Source organism: Streptomyces sp. NPDC059696 (genome assembly GCF_042733745.1).
GTDB lineage: Bacteria > Actinomycetota > Actinomycetes > Streptomycetales > Streptomycetaceae > Streptomyces.
The window spans coordinates 64,636-79,533 of the sequence record NZ_JBHWFG010000009.1; the positions used below are offsets into that span (position 1 = coordinate 64,636).

A 14,898-nucleotide genomic window follows, 5' to 3' on the forward strand; every position below is an offset into this window, starting at 1 on the left:
CCCCGCGGGCGTGACACGCTTTTCCCAAGGACTCGGCCGGTCGCAGCGCTCTGACTTCCCCTCGCCCTCATTCGAAAGAGCAGCCATGGCTGACTTCCCCGTCAACACCACCAAGTCCGGCGACCAGCACCAGCCCGCCGTCGACGCCCTGTTCGGCGCCGAGTTCCTGGAGCTGTGGTCGGACGAGAGCGACTTCGTCATCAAGGGCCGGTTCCTGGGGGACGACGGCGACAAGCTCGGGGACGAGTTCGCGGTCAGCACGCAGCCCGCGGACGGGCCCGGGGTGCGGCCGCTGTGGCCGTCCGTGCTGTCCGCCGGGATCAGCGGCCAGTTCGCCGTCTGGCTGGAGACCCCGTTCAACCCGCCCGGGCCGAGCCCCTCCGTGAAGCTCCAGCGGTTCACCGAGGGCCGCCCGTCCGGTCCGCAGACGCTGGTCACGGACGACGCGGATCCACAGGTCAGGCCATGCCTGGCGTTCATGATCGACGGTGGTGTGCTGGTCACCTGGGCGAGCCGGCGGCCCGACCGGCGCATCCGCGCGCGGCGGTTCCACGCGGACGGCAGCCCGGCGACGCCGGAGTTCACGGTCAGCACCACCGAGGGCTTCCACGAGAAGCCCGCCGCCTCGATCCTCACCAACGGCAACGTGGTCGTCGCGTGGTCGACGGATCCCTCGTCGATCGGCGGTGGCCGGCTCACCCTGCGGTTCTTCGACTTCGAGGGCAATCCGCTGGGCGGGGAGATCCAGCCGAACGTCGGCGGCTTCACCGGCGTCAACGCGATCACCCTGCTCGACAGCGGGCGTTTCGTCGCCGCGCACATCGAGCACATCCAGCCCAGCGACCTGGGCAAACCGCAGACGACGATCGCGGCGAGCATCTTCCAGCCGGACGGCACGGAGACCTTCGACATCACGGCCGGCCACCCCAGGGGCGTCACCCGGAGCCATCCGTCCCTGTCCCGGCTGCCGGGCGGGCGCTTCCTGATGGCGTGGGTCGAGGAGAGCGCGGACACCCACGACACGGTGCCGACGGTGATGGCCAAGGTCTGCTCGGAGAGCCAGGGTTCCCTCGGCGACCCGGTGCGGGTGAGCTCGGCCGCCCCCGGTAACCGGTCCCACACCTGCACCGCGACGGCCTTCGGCGACGGCCCGGAGAGCGCCCTGATCACCTGGGACGACGACAGTCACCTGGACGGCGACACGGGCTTCGGCGTGCGCGCCCGCACGTTCCACATCAGCCCGCCGGGGATGCTGGTCGAGGCGTCCTAACCGGTGGCCGGAAGGGCGCGCCGGGCGTCGTCTGCGGGCGGCAGCCGGCCGGGCCCGCGGGACGACCGGGGCACGGACGCCAGACCCACCCCGCCCACCAGCAGGGCCGCCGCGCACCACCGCAGCGGGCTCATCGGCTCGTTGAGGAACAGCCACGCCGAGGACATGCCGAACACCGGGACCAGGAGGGAGAACGGGGCGACCGTGGAGGCCGGGTGGTGGCGCAGGAGGTAGCCCCACGCGCCGAAGCCGAAGACCGTGGTGACCCAGGCGACGTAGAGGACGGTGCCCCCGCCCTGCCAGTCCAGGCCGCGCAGGGTCGCCAGGTCGCGGGTGGGCCCCTCCGTGAGGAGGGAAAGGGCCAGCAGGGGCAGGACCGGGACCGTGCTGACCCACACCATGAAGTTCAGCGCGTCGGGGGGAGCGGCCTTGCGGGTGAGGACGTTCGACGCGCCCCAGCACGCCGCCGCCCCGACCACCAGGGCGAACGCGCCGAGCGGGCCGGAGGCGCCCTCGTCGACCGCCGCCACGACGATGCCGGCCAGGGCGATCAGCATGCCCAGCAGACGGACGCGGGAGGGCCGTTCGCCCAGGGTCAGGGCGGCGATCGCCGCGGTGAACACCGCCTGTATCTGCAGGACCAGGGAGGACAGTCCCGCCGGCATGCCCGCGTCCATGCCGACGAAGAGCAGGCCGAACTTCGCCACGCCGAGGACCAGTCCGACCGCCACGATCCACTTCCACGCCACCTTCGGGCGTCCCACGAGGAACACGGCGGGGAGCGCCGCCGCGAGGAAGCGCAGAGCGGAGAAGAGCAGGGGCGGGAAGTGGTCCAGGCCGATCTCGATGACCGTGAAGTTGACGCCCCAGACGGCGGCGACGAGAACGGCGAGAGCGGAGTGTGTCGGGCGCATGCGGTGAGCATCACCTCCGACGACCGTGAAGCACCAGCGATGATTACTGCATGGTGGGATGAAGCAACGCTCAGCAGAATCACCAGGCGGAAACAGAAAAGGGGCAGCCTCGTGCTCGACCTCCAGCGGCTGCGCGCCCTGCACGCCGTCTCCGTGCACGGCACCGTCGGCGCCGCCGCGCTGGCGCTCGGGTACACGCCCTCCGCGGTGTCCCAGCAGATCGCCAAGCTGGAGCGGGAGACCCGGACGGTCCTGCTGGAGCGGGAGGGCCGGGGCGTCCGGCTCACCGACGAGGCCCGCCGGCTGGTGGTGGCCGCACAGGAGTTGCTGGCCATCGTGGAGCGTGCCGAGACCGAGCTGGAGGAGCGGCGGGGCCGGCCTTCGGGGCGGCTGACCGTCGCCGCGTTCGCCTCGGCGGCGCGCGGGCTGATGCCGGGTGTGCTGGCGGAGCTCGGCCGCCGGCATCCCGCCCTGGACGCGAGGCTCTCGGAGGTCGACCCGCACCTGTCCGTCGACCTGGTGGCGAAGGGCGCCGTCGACCTCGCCGTCGCCCACGACTGGGACGTCGCCCCGCTGCCCGCCCCGCCGGGCCTGGAGCAGGCGGTCATCGGCGACGACCTGTGCGACCTGCTCGTCCCCGAGGGGCACCCCTTCGCCGGGCGGACCGCCGTACGGCGTGAGGAGCTGGGCGGCGAGCGGTGGATCTGCCAGCCGCCGGGGCGGGTCTGCCACGACTGGCTGCTGCGCACGCTGCGCGCGGCCGGGCACGAGCCGGACATCGTCCACCAGGCCGACGAGAATCCCACGCTCGTGGCCCTGGTCGCGGCCGGGCTCGGGGTCGCGCTCATCCCCCGGCTCGGGCGGGGGCCGCTGCCGGCCGGGGTGGTGGAGGTGCCGCTCGATCCGATGCCGGTACGGCGGCTGTACGCGCTGTGGCGGACGGGCGCGGCCCGGCGCCCGGCCATCGCGGAGTGCGTACGGGTGCTCGGCGAGAGGTGGCCGGACGTGGCGGCTCATCCGCCTCGTTGAGCCCCTGGTTCCTCCCGCGTACCGGATTGCCGTGAATCCGGGGCGAGTCGGGAACCCGGAGCGGACCGCCCCCGTCCCATCGCCGGCCACCGGAGAGTCACCACGGTGCGGTGTCGGCCCTCGCCACTGGCTGCGATCGCTGACCACCCTCTCCGCCGTACCGCGGCCGGCGGCACCCGCCGCCATCGGCGCGTCCCCCTCCAACCGCGCCGGTGGCGGCCCCTTCGCGTTGCTGCGCGTTCCCTTGACTGGCAGAAACTTCCCGGATATTCGTGACCTCTTGGAAGTTTCCTTCAGTGGATCCGAGCGGATCACCTCCGGAAGGAGCGCACGTGCACGACACCGGCACGGGAAGCACGGGAAACACCGCACGACCGTCCAGACGCACCGTCCTCGCCGCCACGGCCGGCGTCACCGCCGCGCTCACGGCCGCCGGGCCCGCGCACGCCGCCGCCCCGGACGACGGCCGGCTGCGCGCCCTCATCTCCCGCATGACCCTTGAGGAGAAGGTCGGCCAGCTCTTCGTGATGCGGGTCTACGGCCACTCCGCCACCGCCCCCGACCAGGCCGACATCGACGCCAACCTCAAGGAGATCGGGGTCCGTACGGCCGCCGAGCTGGTCGCGAAGTACCGGGTCGGCGGCATCATCTACTTCGCCTGGGCGCACAACACCCGCGAGCCCCACCAGATCGCCGACCTGTCCAACGGCATCCAGAAGGCCTCCCTGGACCTGCCGCGCGGGCTGCCGGTGCTCATCTCCACCGACCAGGAGCACGGCATCGTCGCCCGGGTGGGCGAACCCGCCACCCTGTTCCCGGGAGCCATGGCCGTCGGCGCGGGCGGGTCGCGGTCCGACGCACGCACCCTCGGCCGGATCGCGGGCGCGGAACTGCGGGCCATGGGCATCCGGCAGAACTACTCCCCGGTCGCCGACGTGAATGTCAACCCGGCCAACCCGGTCATCGGCGTCCGCTCCTTCGGCGCCGACCCGCGGGCGGTGTCCGCGCTGGTGGCCGCCGAGGTCGCCGGGTACCAGGGGTCCGGGGTGGCCGCGACCGCCAAGCACTTCCCCGGGCACGGCGACACCAACGTCGACAGCCACACCGGCTTCCCCACCATCACGCACAGCCGGGAGCTGTGGGAGAGGCTGGACGCGCCGCCGTTCCGGGCGGCCATCGCCGCGGGCATCGACTCGATCATGACCGCCCACCTGATGGTCCCGGCCCTCGACGACTCCGGCGACCCGGCCACCCTCTCCCGCCCGATCCTCACCGGCATCCTGCGCGAACGCCTCGGCTACGACGGGGTCGTGGTCACCGACTCCCTCGGCATGGAGGGCGTACGGACCAAGTACGGCGACGCCCGGGTGCCGGTGCTGGCGCTGAAGGCCGGCGTGGACCAGCTGCTCAACCCGCCCGACCTGGACCTCGCCTGGAACGCCGTCCTGACGGCGGTGCGCGAGGGCGAGCTCACCGAGGCCCGGCTCGACGCATCGATCCTGCGGGTGCTGCGGCTGAAGTCAAAGCTGGGGCTGTTCCGTTCGCCGTATGTCCGTCACAGCGGGGTGGACCGGACCGTCGGGACCCGGGCGCACCGGGCGGCGGCCGACCGGATCGCCGAGCGCACGACCACGCTGCTGGTCAACGAGGGACGGCTGCTGCCCCTGTCCCGGCGACGGCACCGCAGGGTGCTGGTGGTGGGCGCCGATCCGGCCTCGCCGTCGGGCACCACGGGTCCGCCCACGGGCGTGCTGGCCGGTGCGCTGACGGAGCTGGGTTTCACGGCCACGGCCCTGTCGACCGGCACGGCCCCCTCGGCCGCGACGGTCGCCCGGGCGGTCGCGGCGGCGCGGGAGGCGGACGCGGTGGTGGCGGCCACCTACAACGTCACCGCGAGCAGCGGCCAGCGGACGCTGGTGGAGCAGCTCGTGGCGACCGGGCGGCCGGTGGTGGCGGTGGCGATCCGCAACCCGTACGACGTGGCCCAGTTGCCGTCCGCCTCCGCCTGCCTGGCCACCTACTCGTGGACCGACGTCGAACTGCGGGCCGCCGCACGGGTGATCGCCGGACGCGTGAAGCCCCGCGGGGAGCTGCCGGTGGCCGTACAGCGAGCGGATGATCCGGAGCAGGTGCTGTACCCCATCGGCTACGGACTGTCGTACTAGACGTACGCCACGGACCGTGCGCATCCTCCCCGATGTGCGCAAACCGCCCCAGGTGTCTGGCGTGCGCCCGCTACGGCGGGTCACGCTGGGCGAGCACACTCGGGGGGAACGGCGATGCGTGAACGAAGTGGCGCGGGGGTGGTCCGCGGGATCCTGGTCCTGCTCGGCGTGCTGCTGACCGGCTGCCAGAGTCCGTCGCAAGGCGCCCAGCCGGACGGCCTGCTGGGCGAACCGGTGACGGGCGCGAGGGGGCGGACCACCACCGTGTTCCCGGCGCCGACCCGGCCCGCGGGGTACGGGGCGGTGTTCCTCGCGGTCGGCGAGTGCTCCTCCTTCGGCACGACGACCTTCACCGAGGTGCCGTGCGCCGGTGAGCGGGCGGCGGCCCGGGTCGCGGCGCGGCACGACGGCACGGTGCGGGACGGACCGCGCTGCCCGCCGGCCACCGACTTCGTGCTGCACATCAGCGAGCAGCGGCCCGCGGCCGACGAGGACGGCGACGGGGTGGTCCCGCGGGGCTACGCCTGCATGCGCAATCTCCAGCCGCCGCACCCCGGCGACCCGGGCGGCGGGGGCGGGCCCCGCACGATCGTCGGCGACTGCGTCTACGACTCCGGCGACGGGAAGGTCCGCGAGACGGCCTGTGACGGCACGGGCGAACGGCGTCCGCAGTACGAGGTGGTCCGGGCGGTCGCCGCCCGGGCCGACTGCCCCGGCTCGACCGCCCTGTACGTCCGCCTGGGCGGAAAGCGGCCCGTGGGGTGTGCCCGGCCGGTGTGACGGGCAGCCGCTGTCCGCTTCAGCGCAGCAGCCCTCTGCGCGACATCCGGCGCCGGGCCTCGGCCATCTGGTCGCGGACGTGCTCGGGAGGCAACTGCGCCGCCAGTCGGGCCAGTTCCTCGAAGGTCGACAGATAGGTCCCGTCGCTGCCCTCGCCGCGCAGCGCCCGCTCCCGCTCCACGAACGGCCGCACGGCCTTCCAGACGGAGACGATCCGGGTGCGCAGAACCGTGACCAGCAGGGTCCGGTCGAGCAGGCCGAAGACGGCGAGGTTGGCGAACGACTGGTAGTAGTACACGACGCTGCAGAAGGCCGCCTTGGCCTCGGCGGGTAACCCGCGCACCCCGTTCTCCGGGTCGTGCTCGGCTGCCAGGTGGGTGCACACGTAGTCGTGCTGCTCGTGGAACTCCGCCGACCGGAACTCCCTGAGCAGGTCGACCAGCACGGCTATGTGGTTGGCGTGCTGCGCGGTGCGGGCCTGCCGCGCGCTGAAGACGATGGAGGTCACCACGGCGACGACGGCGATGGCCGTGGTCACGATGTTGAAGACGACGGAACTGTCCATCCGGTCACCGTACGGAGCATTCGCCGCGAGCGCAGGACCGTGCGAACCGCCCCCCGGTCCGGGACCGGGGGGCGGTGGTGTGCGTGCCGGCGGGCGGTTACGGACGCAGCGTCATCTCGCGCTGCACGTCCCGCTTGTCGAGCTTGGCGTCGAACTTCGCCAGCGGCCTGGCCGCCTGCGGGTCGGCCTGCACCGCGCCGGGGGCGACGCCGGCCCAGTCGAGGATGCGGGCGGTGGCGAGGGCCTTCTGCTCGGGAACGAGGCCCGCGACGTTGGCGCCGTGGTTCATGCCGGGGGCGGTGAAGACGTAGGAGTCCTTCGCGCCCTTGCCGACGCGGAACGGCTCCGCGCCCCACGGGTCGTTCTGGCCGTAGACGAACAGCATGTGGCGGGCGTTGTGCCGGACCCAGGTGTCCACGTCGCGCATCGCGTGCGGCTGGAACCTCATCGGGATGTCACGCGGGACGAAGTTCCGGGGCGGCTGGTAGCCGTAGCGGATGTACCGCTTCTCCACGTGCGGGAAGTGGATGGTCGGCGCGCCGAGCTGGGTGCCGGCCTGGTAGTAGTACGGCGTGTAGGTCGTCAGGCCCTGGTCGGCGTAGGCGGAGAAGCCGGAGATCGTGTCGACGGAGTCCCAGATCGCGTCGTCGGTGGCGTTCTTGGCGTCGGCCGGGATCTGGTCGCAGTCGGCCAGCAGGCTGTACTGCCAGAAGCCCCACACGTAGTCCAGGACGGTCGCCTCGTAGGCCTTGTCCAGGCTGCCGATGGTGGTGAACGTGAGGCCGTTCTCCTCGGCGTAGGCGGCGTACTTCTTCTCCAGCGGCTCGCGGCGCACCAGCGCCTCGCGCTGCACGGCGTTCAGCCGGTCGCGGCACTCCTTGGTGCCGACGCGGGCGAAGAAGCGGTCGTAGGCGGAGTCCTCCTTGTTCACCACGTCGTTGGGGGCGACGTAGGCGACGACGCCGTCCATGTCCCGCGGGTAGAAGCGCTCGTAGTAGGTGGCGGTCATGCCGCCCTTGGAGCCGCCGGTGGAGATCCAGTTCTTCGAGTAGATGCCCTTGAGGGCCTTGAAGACGCGGTGCTGGTCGCTGGCCGCCTGCCAGATGTCCAGCTTGGACCAGTCGGCCGGGGCGGGCCGGGACGGGGTGAAGAAGCGGTACTCCAGGGAGACCTGGTTGCCGTCCACGATCTGGGTGGGCTCGCTGCGGCGGGGCGTGGTGGAGACGTTGTAGCCGCTGGTGAAGAACACCGTCGGGCGCGAGACGTCCTTGTGCAGCACGGTGATGCGCTGCTGGAACGTGCCCTTGGAGGGCTTGTGGTGGTCGACCGGCTGCGTGTAGTTCAGGACGAAGAAGCGGTAGCCGGTGTAGGGCTTCTCCTCGACCAGGCTCATGCCCGGTATGGACAGCAGCCTCTCCTTGATGTCGGTGGTGCCATCGGTGCCGGCGGCGTCGGCGGCGGTGGCCGCTCCCGCCGTGCCCAGTGTGCCTATGAGCACCGTGAGCGCCAGCAGCCATCTGAGCGCCTTGCGCATGCGCACTCCCCTGTGAGACAGATGTGCGCCGGAAGCTAGCGGACCAACTCACCGGAGCACCAGGGGACATAGGGAAAACCCTGTGCGCGCGGGGGGCGTGTCACCGGGCGCCCGGGGTCAGCACAGGATCCAGCCGGAGCTGAACTTCCCCCGGCCGACACGGCCCTTGAGCCAGACGCAGCGGCGCCCGGCGTGCACGGTCACCGGGCCCGCGTGGTGGGCGTACGTGCCCGCGTCGACGACCGGCCGGTTGCCGCGCGCCTGCACGCTCACCGACATCGTGCGCGGGGCGCCGCGCCGCTTGGGGAGGGTGACGGCGCAGACGTAGCCGCCGCGCTTGTAGACGAGCACGGTCCCGGTGGAGAACGGCAGGCTGCGGACCTTGCGGCCGGGGCAGAGCGCGGAGGTCGCGGCCTGGGCGTCGCCCGGTGCCACGACGGCGAGCAGCCCGGAGGCGGTCAGCACGGCCAGCCCGAGCGCGAGCCGCCGGCGTATCGCTCCACTGTGCACTGTCGTCCTCCCGTACCGCGTCGTCCGCGACCATCGGCGTACGCCTGTACGGACGCAAGACGTATGTCGGACGGTTGCACGAGCGTTATGAAAACGCGCTCACCGCTGTCAGCGGGACACGCCGACCGGCTCCTCCGGCTCGGCGGCGCCGATGAACGTCCGCCACAGCTCGGCGTACCGTCCCCCGCGCGCGAGCAGTTCGTCGTGGGTACCGTCCTCGACGACCCGGCCGTGGTCCATGACGACGACCCGGTCGGCGCGGGCGGCGGTGGTGAGGCGGTGCGCCACGACGAGGGTGGTGCGGCGGCCTGCGAGGCGGTCGGTGGCCTGGTTGACCTGGGCCTCCGTGGCCAGGTCCAGGGCGGCCGTGGCCTCGTCGAGCAGCAGCACGTCCGGGTCGACCAGCTCGGCGCGGGCCAGCGCGATGAGCTGGCGCTGCCCGGCGGACAGATTGCGGCCGCGCTCGGCGACCTCGTGGAGGTAGCCGCCCTCCAGGGTGGCGATCATGTCGTGCGCGCCGACCGCCCGGGCCGCCGCCTCGACCTCGGCGTCGGTGGCGTCGGGACGGCCGTAGGCGATGGCGTCGCGGACGGTGCCCTGGAAGAGGTACGCCTCCTGGGGGACGACTCCCAGACGGTGGCGGTACGAGGTGAGGTCCAGGGCCCGCAGATCAGTGCCGTCGACGGTGACCCGGCCGCCGGTGGGGTCGTAGAAGCGGGCCACGAGCTTGACGAGGGTCGACTTGCCCGCGCCGGTCTCGCCGACGAACGCGACCGTCTGCCCGGCGGGGACGCGCAGGTCGACCCCGACCAGGGCCTCCTCGTCGTCGCCATAGGCGAAGTGCACGTCCTCGAAGGCGATCTCGCCGCGCAGGGAGGTGACCCGGACGGGTTCGGCGGCGGACTTCGTCGACGTCGGCTCCCGCAGCAGTTCCTGGATGCGGCCCAGCGAGACGGTCGCCTGCTGGTAGCCGTCGAAGACCTGGGAGAGCTGCTGCACGGGCGCGAAGAACAGGTCGATGTACAGCAGGTACGCCACCAGCGAGCCGATGGCGAGGGTCCCGTCGTCGACCCGGGCCCCGCCCACGATCAGTACGGCGGCCGCGGCCACGGACGACAGGAACTGCACGAACGGGAAGTACACCGAGATCAGCCACTGGCCCCGGATGCGGGCCTGCCGGTAGCTGTGGCTGCGCTCGGTGAACCGCCGCCCTCCGTCACCCTCGCGCCGGAAGGCCTGCACGATCCGCAGCCCGGAGACCGACTCCTGGAGGTCGGCGTTGACGACCGACACGCGTTCGCGGGCCAGCTCGTACGCCTTCACGCTCGCCCGGCGGAAGAAGAACGTGGCGATGATCAGCGGTGGCAGGGTCGCGAAGACGACCAGCGCGAGCTGCACGTCGATGACCAGCAGCGCGACCATGATCCCGAAGAAGGTGACGACCGAGACGAAGGCCGTGACCAGGCCGGTCTGCAGGAACGTCGACAGCGCGTCGACGTCGGTCGTCATCCGGGTCATGATCCGGCCGGTGAGCTCGCGCTCGTAGTAGTCCAGCCCGAGGCGCTGCAACTGGGAGAAGATCTTCAGCCGCAGCGAGTACAGCACCCGCTCGCCGGTACGGCCGGTCATCCGGGTCTCGCCGATCTGGGCCGCCCACTGCACGGCCACCGTCAGCAGCCCCAGCAGGGCCGCCGCCCACACGGCGCCGAGCGCGGCCTCGGTGACGCCCGAGTCGATGCCGTGCCGGATCAGCACCGGCAGCAGCAGGCCCATGCCCGCGTCGGTGGCGACCAGGGCGAGGCTGACCAGCAGCGGCAGCCCGAAACCGCGCAGCAGCCGGCGCAGGCCGTAGGAGTCCTCCGGCTGGACGGCCTTCGCCTCGTCGACGTCCGGGACGTCGGTGGCCGGGGGCAGCGCCTCGACCTGGGCGAGCAGCTCGGGGGTGGCGGGGCTCTCCGCGAGGGCGGTGTCCTTGCGCTCCCGGTCCCCGGTCCACAGCCGCGGGGTGACCCCGCGCTCGGCGTCGAACTCGGCGTCCAGCTCGTCCCGCACGGAGGTGTCCTCCTGCGGGCAGGCCGGCTGGGTGTGGCCCGGGGAGACCGCGCCCAGCTCGTCGGGGTCGGTGAGCAGGCGCCGGTAGAGGGCGGACCGCTCCTGGAGCTCCTCGTGGGTGCCGAGGTCGGCGAGGCGGCCGCCGTCCAGCACGGCGATGCGGTCGGCGAGGTTCAGGGTGGAGCGGCGGTGGGCGATCAGCAGGGTGGTGCGGCCCCGCATGACGCCCTTGAGGGCCTCGTGGATCTCGTGCTCGACCCGCGCGTCCACGGCGGAGGTGGCGTCGTCGAGGACCAGCAGGCGCGGGTCGCTGAGGATGGCGCGGGCGAGGGCGACGCGCTGACGCTGACCGCCGGAGAGGGTGAGGCCGTGCTCGCCGACGGTGGTGTCGTAGCCGTCGGGCAGCTCGGTGATGAAACGGTCCGCCTGGGCGGCGCGGGCGGCCTTCTCGATCTCCTCCCGAGTGGCGTCCGGGCGGCCGTAGGCGATGTTGTTGCGGACCGTGTCGGAGAAGAGGAACGAGTCCTCCGGGACCAGGCCGATCGCCGCCCGCAGGGACTCCAGGGACAGCTCGCGCACGTCGTGGCCGCCGACCAGGACGGCTCCGCGGCTGACGTCGTAGAAGCGCGGCAGCAGCAGGGAGACGGTGGACTTGCCGGAGCCGGAGGAGCCGACGACGGCGAGGGTCTCGCCCGGGCGGATCTCGAAGCTCAGCCCGTCGAGGTCCGGGTGGTCGGCGTCGTAGCCGAAGGAGACGTCGTCGAACTCGACCGTCGCCGGGGCGTCGGCGGGCAGGTCCTTGGTGCCGTCCTCGATCGACGGCTCGGTGTCGATCAGCTCCAGGACGCGTTCGGTGCCGGCCCGGGCCTGCTGGCCGACGGTGAGCACCACCGCGAGCATGCGGACCGGGCCGACCAGCTGGGCGAGGTAGGTGGAGAAGGCGACGAACGTGCCGAGCGTGATGTGCCCGCGCACCGCCAGCCAGCCGCCGAGGGCCAGCATCGCGACCTGGCCGAGCGCGGGGACGGCCTGGAGGGCGGGGGTGTAGACCGAGTTCAGGCGGATGGTGCGCAGCCGGCCCGCGAACAGCCGGCGGCCGACCTCGCGGAGCTTGCCGGTCTCCTGTTCCTCCTGGCCGAAGCCCTTCACCACGCGTACGCCGCTGACGGCACCGTCGACCACGCCCGCGACGGCGGCGGCCTGGGCCTGGGCGTACCAGGTGGAGGGGTGCAGCCGGGTGCGGCTGCGCTTGGCGATCCACCACAGGGCGGGGGCGACGGCCAGGGCGACCAGGGTGAGCGGCACGGACAGCCAGGCCATGATCGCCAGGGAGATCAGGAAGAGCATGAAGTTCCCGATGGTCATCGGGAGCATGAAGAGCAGGCCCTGGATCAGCTGGAGGTCGCTGGTGGCGCGGCCGACGACCTGGCCGGTGGACAGCTCGTCCTGGCGGCGGCCGTCGAGCCGGGTGATCGTGCCGTACATCTCCGTGCGCAGGTCGTGCTGGACGTCGAGGGCGAGACGGCCGCCGTAGTAGCGGCGGATGTAGGTGAGGACGTAGACGACCAGGGCGGCGGCGATCAGCAGGCCGGCCCAGGTGGTCATGTCCTTGGTGTGGTCGCTGATGACGTCGTCGATGATCACCTTGGTGACCAGCGGGACGAGGGCCATGACGGCCATGCCGGCCAGTGAGGAGCCGAGGGCGAGTACGACGTCCTTCGGGTGGCGCCACGCATAGGCCCACAGTCGTCGTGCCCATCCCCGTTTCGGTGTCACCCCGGTGCCTTCCCGTCGTCCTGCTCTGCCGGAAGGCACCAACACACTCGGAGGGCGTTTTCATCCCGCCGTAACATTTTCGATTGACGTTCGAGCGGGGATGGGGGGCGAGGGGAAAGATCGGCCGTTCCGGTGAGCGGATCATGAGGACCGGTACGTGTACCGGCTTGCGACCGTTTGCCCGGTTATGGAAAACATGCTTCCCCCCGCGCTCTACACCATCCTCGCCATCGTCAGGAGGTTCCTGGACCTCCTCGGCTAGGCCCGGTCAGCTCGCCGCCAGGTCCTTGTGGATGACCTTGGCCACGGCCTGGATGGTGGCGATGCCGTAGTTCATCGTGCTGTTGCCGTGGCTGAGCACGGTCATCACGTAGTCGTGGCCGCCGCCCTTGAACGCGCCGACGCTGTGCACCCGCCACCCGTTGGAGGAGCGCTGCAGCCAGCCGTTCTTGACGGCCACGGTGACGCCCGAGGGCACACCGTACGGAGTGCCCCAGCGCTGGGACGAGACGACCTGGCTCATCAGCTTGATGATGTAGGACCGGGAGTTGTCGCTCAGGACCGCGTTCCTGGCGGTGAGGAGCTTCAGCAGCTTCTGCTCGTCGGTGACGGTGATCTGGGTCAGGCCCCAGTAGCCGTCCGCACCGGGCTTGGTCTGCGTCATGCCGGCGGCCGCGAGGAAGCCCTTGATCTTCGTCATGCCGAGCTGCTTCCACAGGGTGGAGGTCGCCGCGTTGTCCGACTTGGTGATCATCGCCTTGGCGAGGGTGTTCTCGCGGTCGGTGAGGTACCGGTTCGTCTTCTTCGCGTCCCACAGCAGCGCGGCGAGGACGGTGACCTTGACGACGCTGGCCGAGTCGTAGGCGGAACTCGCGCGCAGAGTGCAGGTGGTGTCGGTGCTGCGGTCGTAGAGGCCGACGGCGACCGTGCCCTTGCGGGTGGCCAGCGCGGCGGTGATGTCCTTCGTCAGCTTGGCGGCGAGCCCGGCCCTGGCCGACGTGCAGCTCACGGCCGGCGGTGCGGCGGAAGCGGGCGTGGCAGCGACGACGAGCGGCACGAGAACGCCCGTGCCCACGGCCGCCGCCAGCACTCTCGCGCGGCGGGATATCCCAGAAGTCATGCACCCCATGACTCGCGGGCCCCGGCGAAAGGTTGCACGGGCCACGAAGCCTTGTACGAGTCGTTACCGGACGCCGCCCGCCTTCACAGGCGGCGCCCGAATTCGACACATCGGCCTCCCGCCCACGGGGTGGGCAGACGCCCGGCCGGACGCGGGGCGGCGGGCCCCGGCGGGAGGCGGCGGGACGGCAGTCCCCGGCGGGAGGCGACGGGAAGGCGGGACGGCGGTCCTCGGCGTGAGGCGGCGGGACGGCGGGAGGCGGCGGCACGGCGGGAGGCGGCGGGACGGCGGGACGGCGGGACGGCGGGAGGCGGCGGCACGGCGGGAGGCGGCGGCACGGCGGGACGGCGGGACGGCGGGACGGCGGGACGGCGGGACGGCGGGACGGCGCCAAGTGGCTGTGGACGGTGCGGGGTTCGCAGGGCGCTTCGGTCGTCGCCCCCCCCCCCACAATCCCGCACATACGAACGGCCTCGCGCTCTCGGCCCGGGGCCGTTCAGGTGTCCCCGATCATGGACACGGGTGTCCGGCGAACGGGTGAAGGGAAACGCAGCGGTGGGCCACTGCCTGGAGATGTGCACCGGCGACATGAGAACGGTGGTGCGGCTGCTCACGGCGGTGGAGCGGACCGAGCAGCAGGAGCGCACGCTCGCCCGGGTGCGTACGGAGTGCGAGCGGACCGACGCCCGCTTCCGGGAGCAGGGCATCGACCTCGACGTCTCCATCAGCCGGGCCCTGGACGAGCTGATCGACGGCACTCCGAGCATCGACCCCTGTCCCGCGTACAGTTACGCCTTCTATCAAGCCGTCGCGGCACACTTCTGCGACCCCACGGACCTCGGCGCGTGGCGCCGTCCCTCATGGTTCCGTGCCATGGACGACGAACTGGCCCGGCACGGCGTGCCGTCCGACCTGCTGCCGGGCACGTTCCTGTTCAGCGGCCCGCCACTGCGGCTGCCCCACCCCGGCGACGCGGTGCCCGCGATCGGCACACTGCCTGCCGGCCGGGCCCCCGAGCTGACCGACGTCTACGCGCGGGTGCTCGACCGGCTGGATCCCGAATTCCGCGGCCCGGCACGCCGGTTGGCCGACGCCCTGCACGCCGAGGCCCGGGAGGGGGAGAGCGCGCGGCGAGCCGGAACGAACCGTGACACGCTGCTCTTCTGGTTCCACTGACCCCTGC

The 14,898-nt window shown here is 72.2% G+C and carries 11 protein-coding genes; 5 read left to right on the forward strand and 6 right to left on the reverse strand.

Annotated elements, in window-relative coordinates; all coding sequences use genetic code 11:
- Positions 1-85 precede the first annotated feature (85 nt).
- Entirely contained in the window at positions 86-1,270 is a 1,185-nt protein-coding gene (locus ACFV20_RS12215) for a hypothetical protein (protein WP_385655416.1), read from the forward strand.
- On the opposite strand, the gene ACFV20_RS12220 is transcribed toward ACFV20_RS12215, so the two are convergent.
- Positions 1,267-2,184, reverse strand: coding sequence for an EamA family transporter (locus ACFV20_RS12220; protein WP_385655418.1), 918 nt, complete (start codon positions 2,182-2,184; stop codon positions 1,267-1,269). The genes ACFV20_RS12215 and ACFV20_RS12220 overlap by 4 nt on opposite strands.
- A gap of 111 nt (positions 2,185-2,295) precedes the next feature.
- On the opposite strand from ACFV20_RS12220, the gene ACFV20_RS12225 reads away from it, so the two are divergent.
- From ACFV20_RS12225 to ACFV20_RS12235, 3 genes are all read left to right on the forward strand, one after another.
- Positions 2,296-3,213 carry a LysR family transcriptional regulator gene (locus ACFV20_RS12225; RefSeq protein ID WP_385655420.1) on the forward strand — a complete coding sequence of 306 codons (918 nt, stop codon included), beginning with the start codon at positions 2,296-2,298 and terminating at the stop codon, positions 3,211-3,213.
- Between the two features lie 332 nt (positions 3,214-3,545).
- A complete protein-coding gene (locus ACFV20_RS12230; RefSeq protein WP_385655422.1) occupies positions 3,546-5,378 on the forward strand; it encodes a glycoside hydrolase family 3 N-terminal domain-containing protein in 1,833 nt (610 codons plus the stop codon).
- A gap of 114 nt (positions 5,379-5,492) precedes the next feature.
- Complete coding sequence (locus ACFV20_RS12235; RefSeq protein ID WP_385655424.1) at positions 5,493-6,158, forward strand: hypothetical protein; 666 nt, start codon at positions 5,493-5,495, stop codon at positions 6,156-6,158.
- Between the two features lie 19 nt (positions 6,159-6,177).
- Here the strand turns inward: ACFV20_RS12235 and ACFV20_RS12240 are convergent, their stop codons facing one another.
- From ACFV20_RS12240 to ACFV20_RS12260, 5 genes are all read right to left on the reverse strand, one after another.
- The gene (locus ACFV20_RS12240) at positions 6,178-6,723 is read right to left on the reverse strand and encodes a hypothetical protein (protein WP_385655425.1); all 546 of its coding nucleotides are present in this window, start codon (positions 6,721-6,723) and stop codon (positions 6,178-6,180) included.
- A gap of 97 nt (positions 6,724-6,820) precedes the next feature.
- Positions 6,821-8,257, reverse strand: a complete 1,437-nt coding sequence (locus tag ACFV20_RS12245) for a S28 family serine protease (protein WP_385655426.1) — start codon at positions 8,255-8,257, stop codon at positions 6,821-6,823.
- 117 nt (positions 8,258-8,374) lie between these two features.
- Entirely contained in the window at positions 8,375-8,767 is a 393-nt protein-coding gene (locus tag ACFV20_RS12250; protein ID WP_385655429.1) for a hypothetical protein, read from the reverse strand.
- Positions 8,768-8,875: 108 nt separating this feature from the next.
- Complete coding sequence (locus tag ACFV20_RS12255; RefSeq protein ID WP_385655430.1) at positions 8,876-12,595, reverse strand: ABC transporter ATP-binding protein; 3,720 nt, start codon at positions 12,593-12,595, stop codon at positions 8,876-8,878.
- 268 nt (positions 12,596-12,863) lie between these two features.
- The gene (locus ACFV20_RS12260; RefSeq protein ID WP_385655432.1) at positions 12,864-13,715 is read right to left on the reverse strand and encodes a serine hydrolase; all 852 of its coding nucleotides are present in this window, start codon (positions 13,713-13,715) and stop codon (positions 12,864-12,866) included.
- A 588-nt stretch (positions 13,716-14,303) separates the two neighbouring features.
- Between ACFV20_RS12260 and ACFV20_RS12265 the strand changes: the two genes are divergently transcribed.
- Positions 14,304-14,891 (forward strand): hypothetical protein, encoded by a 588-nt coding sequence (locus ACFV20_RS12265; RefSeq protein WP_385655434.1) that lies wholly within the window; start codon positions 14,304-14,306, stop codon positions 14,889-14,891.
- Positions 14,892-14,898 lie beyond the last annotated feature (7 nt).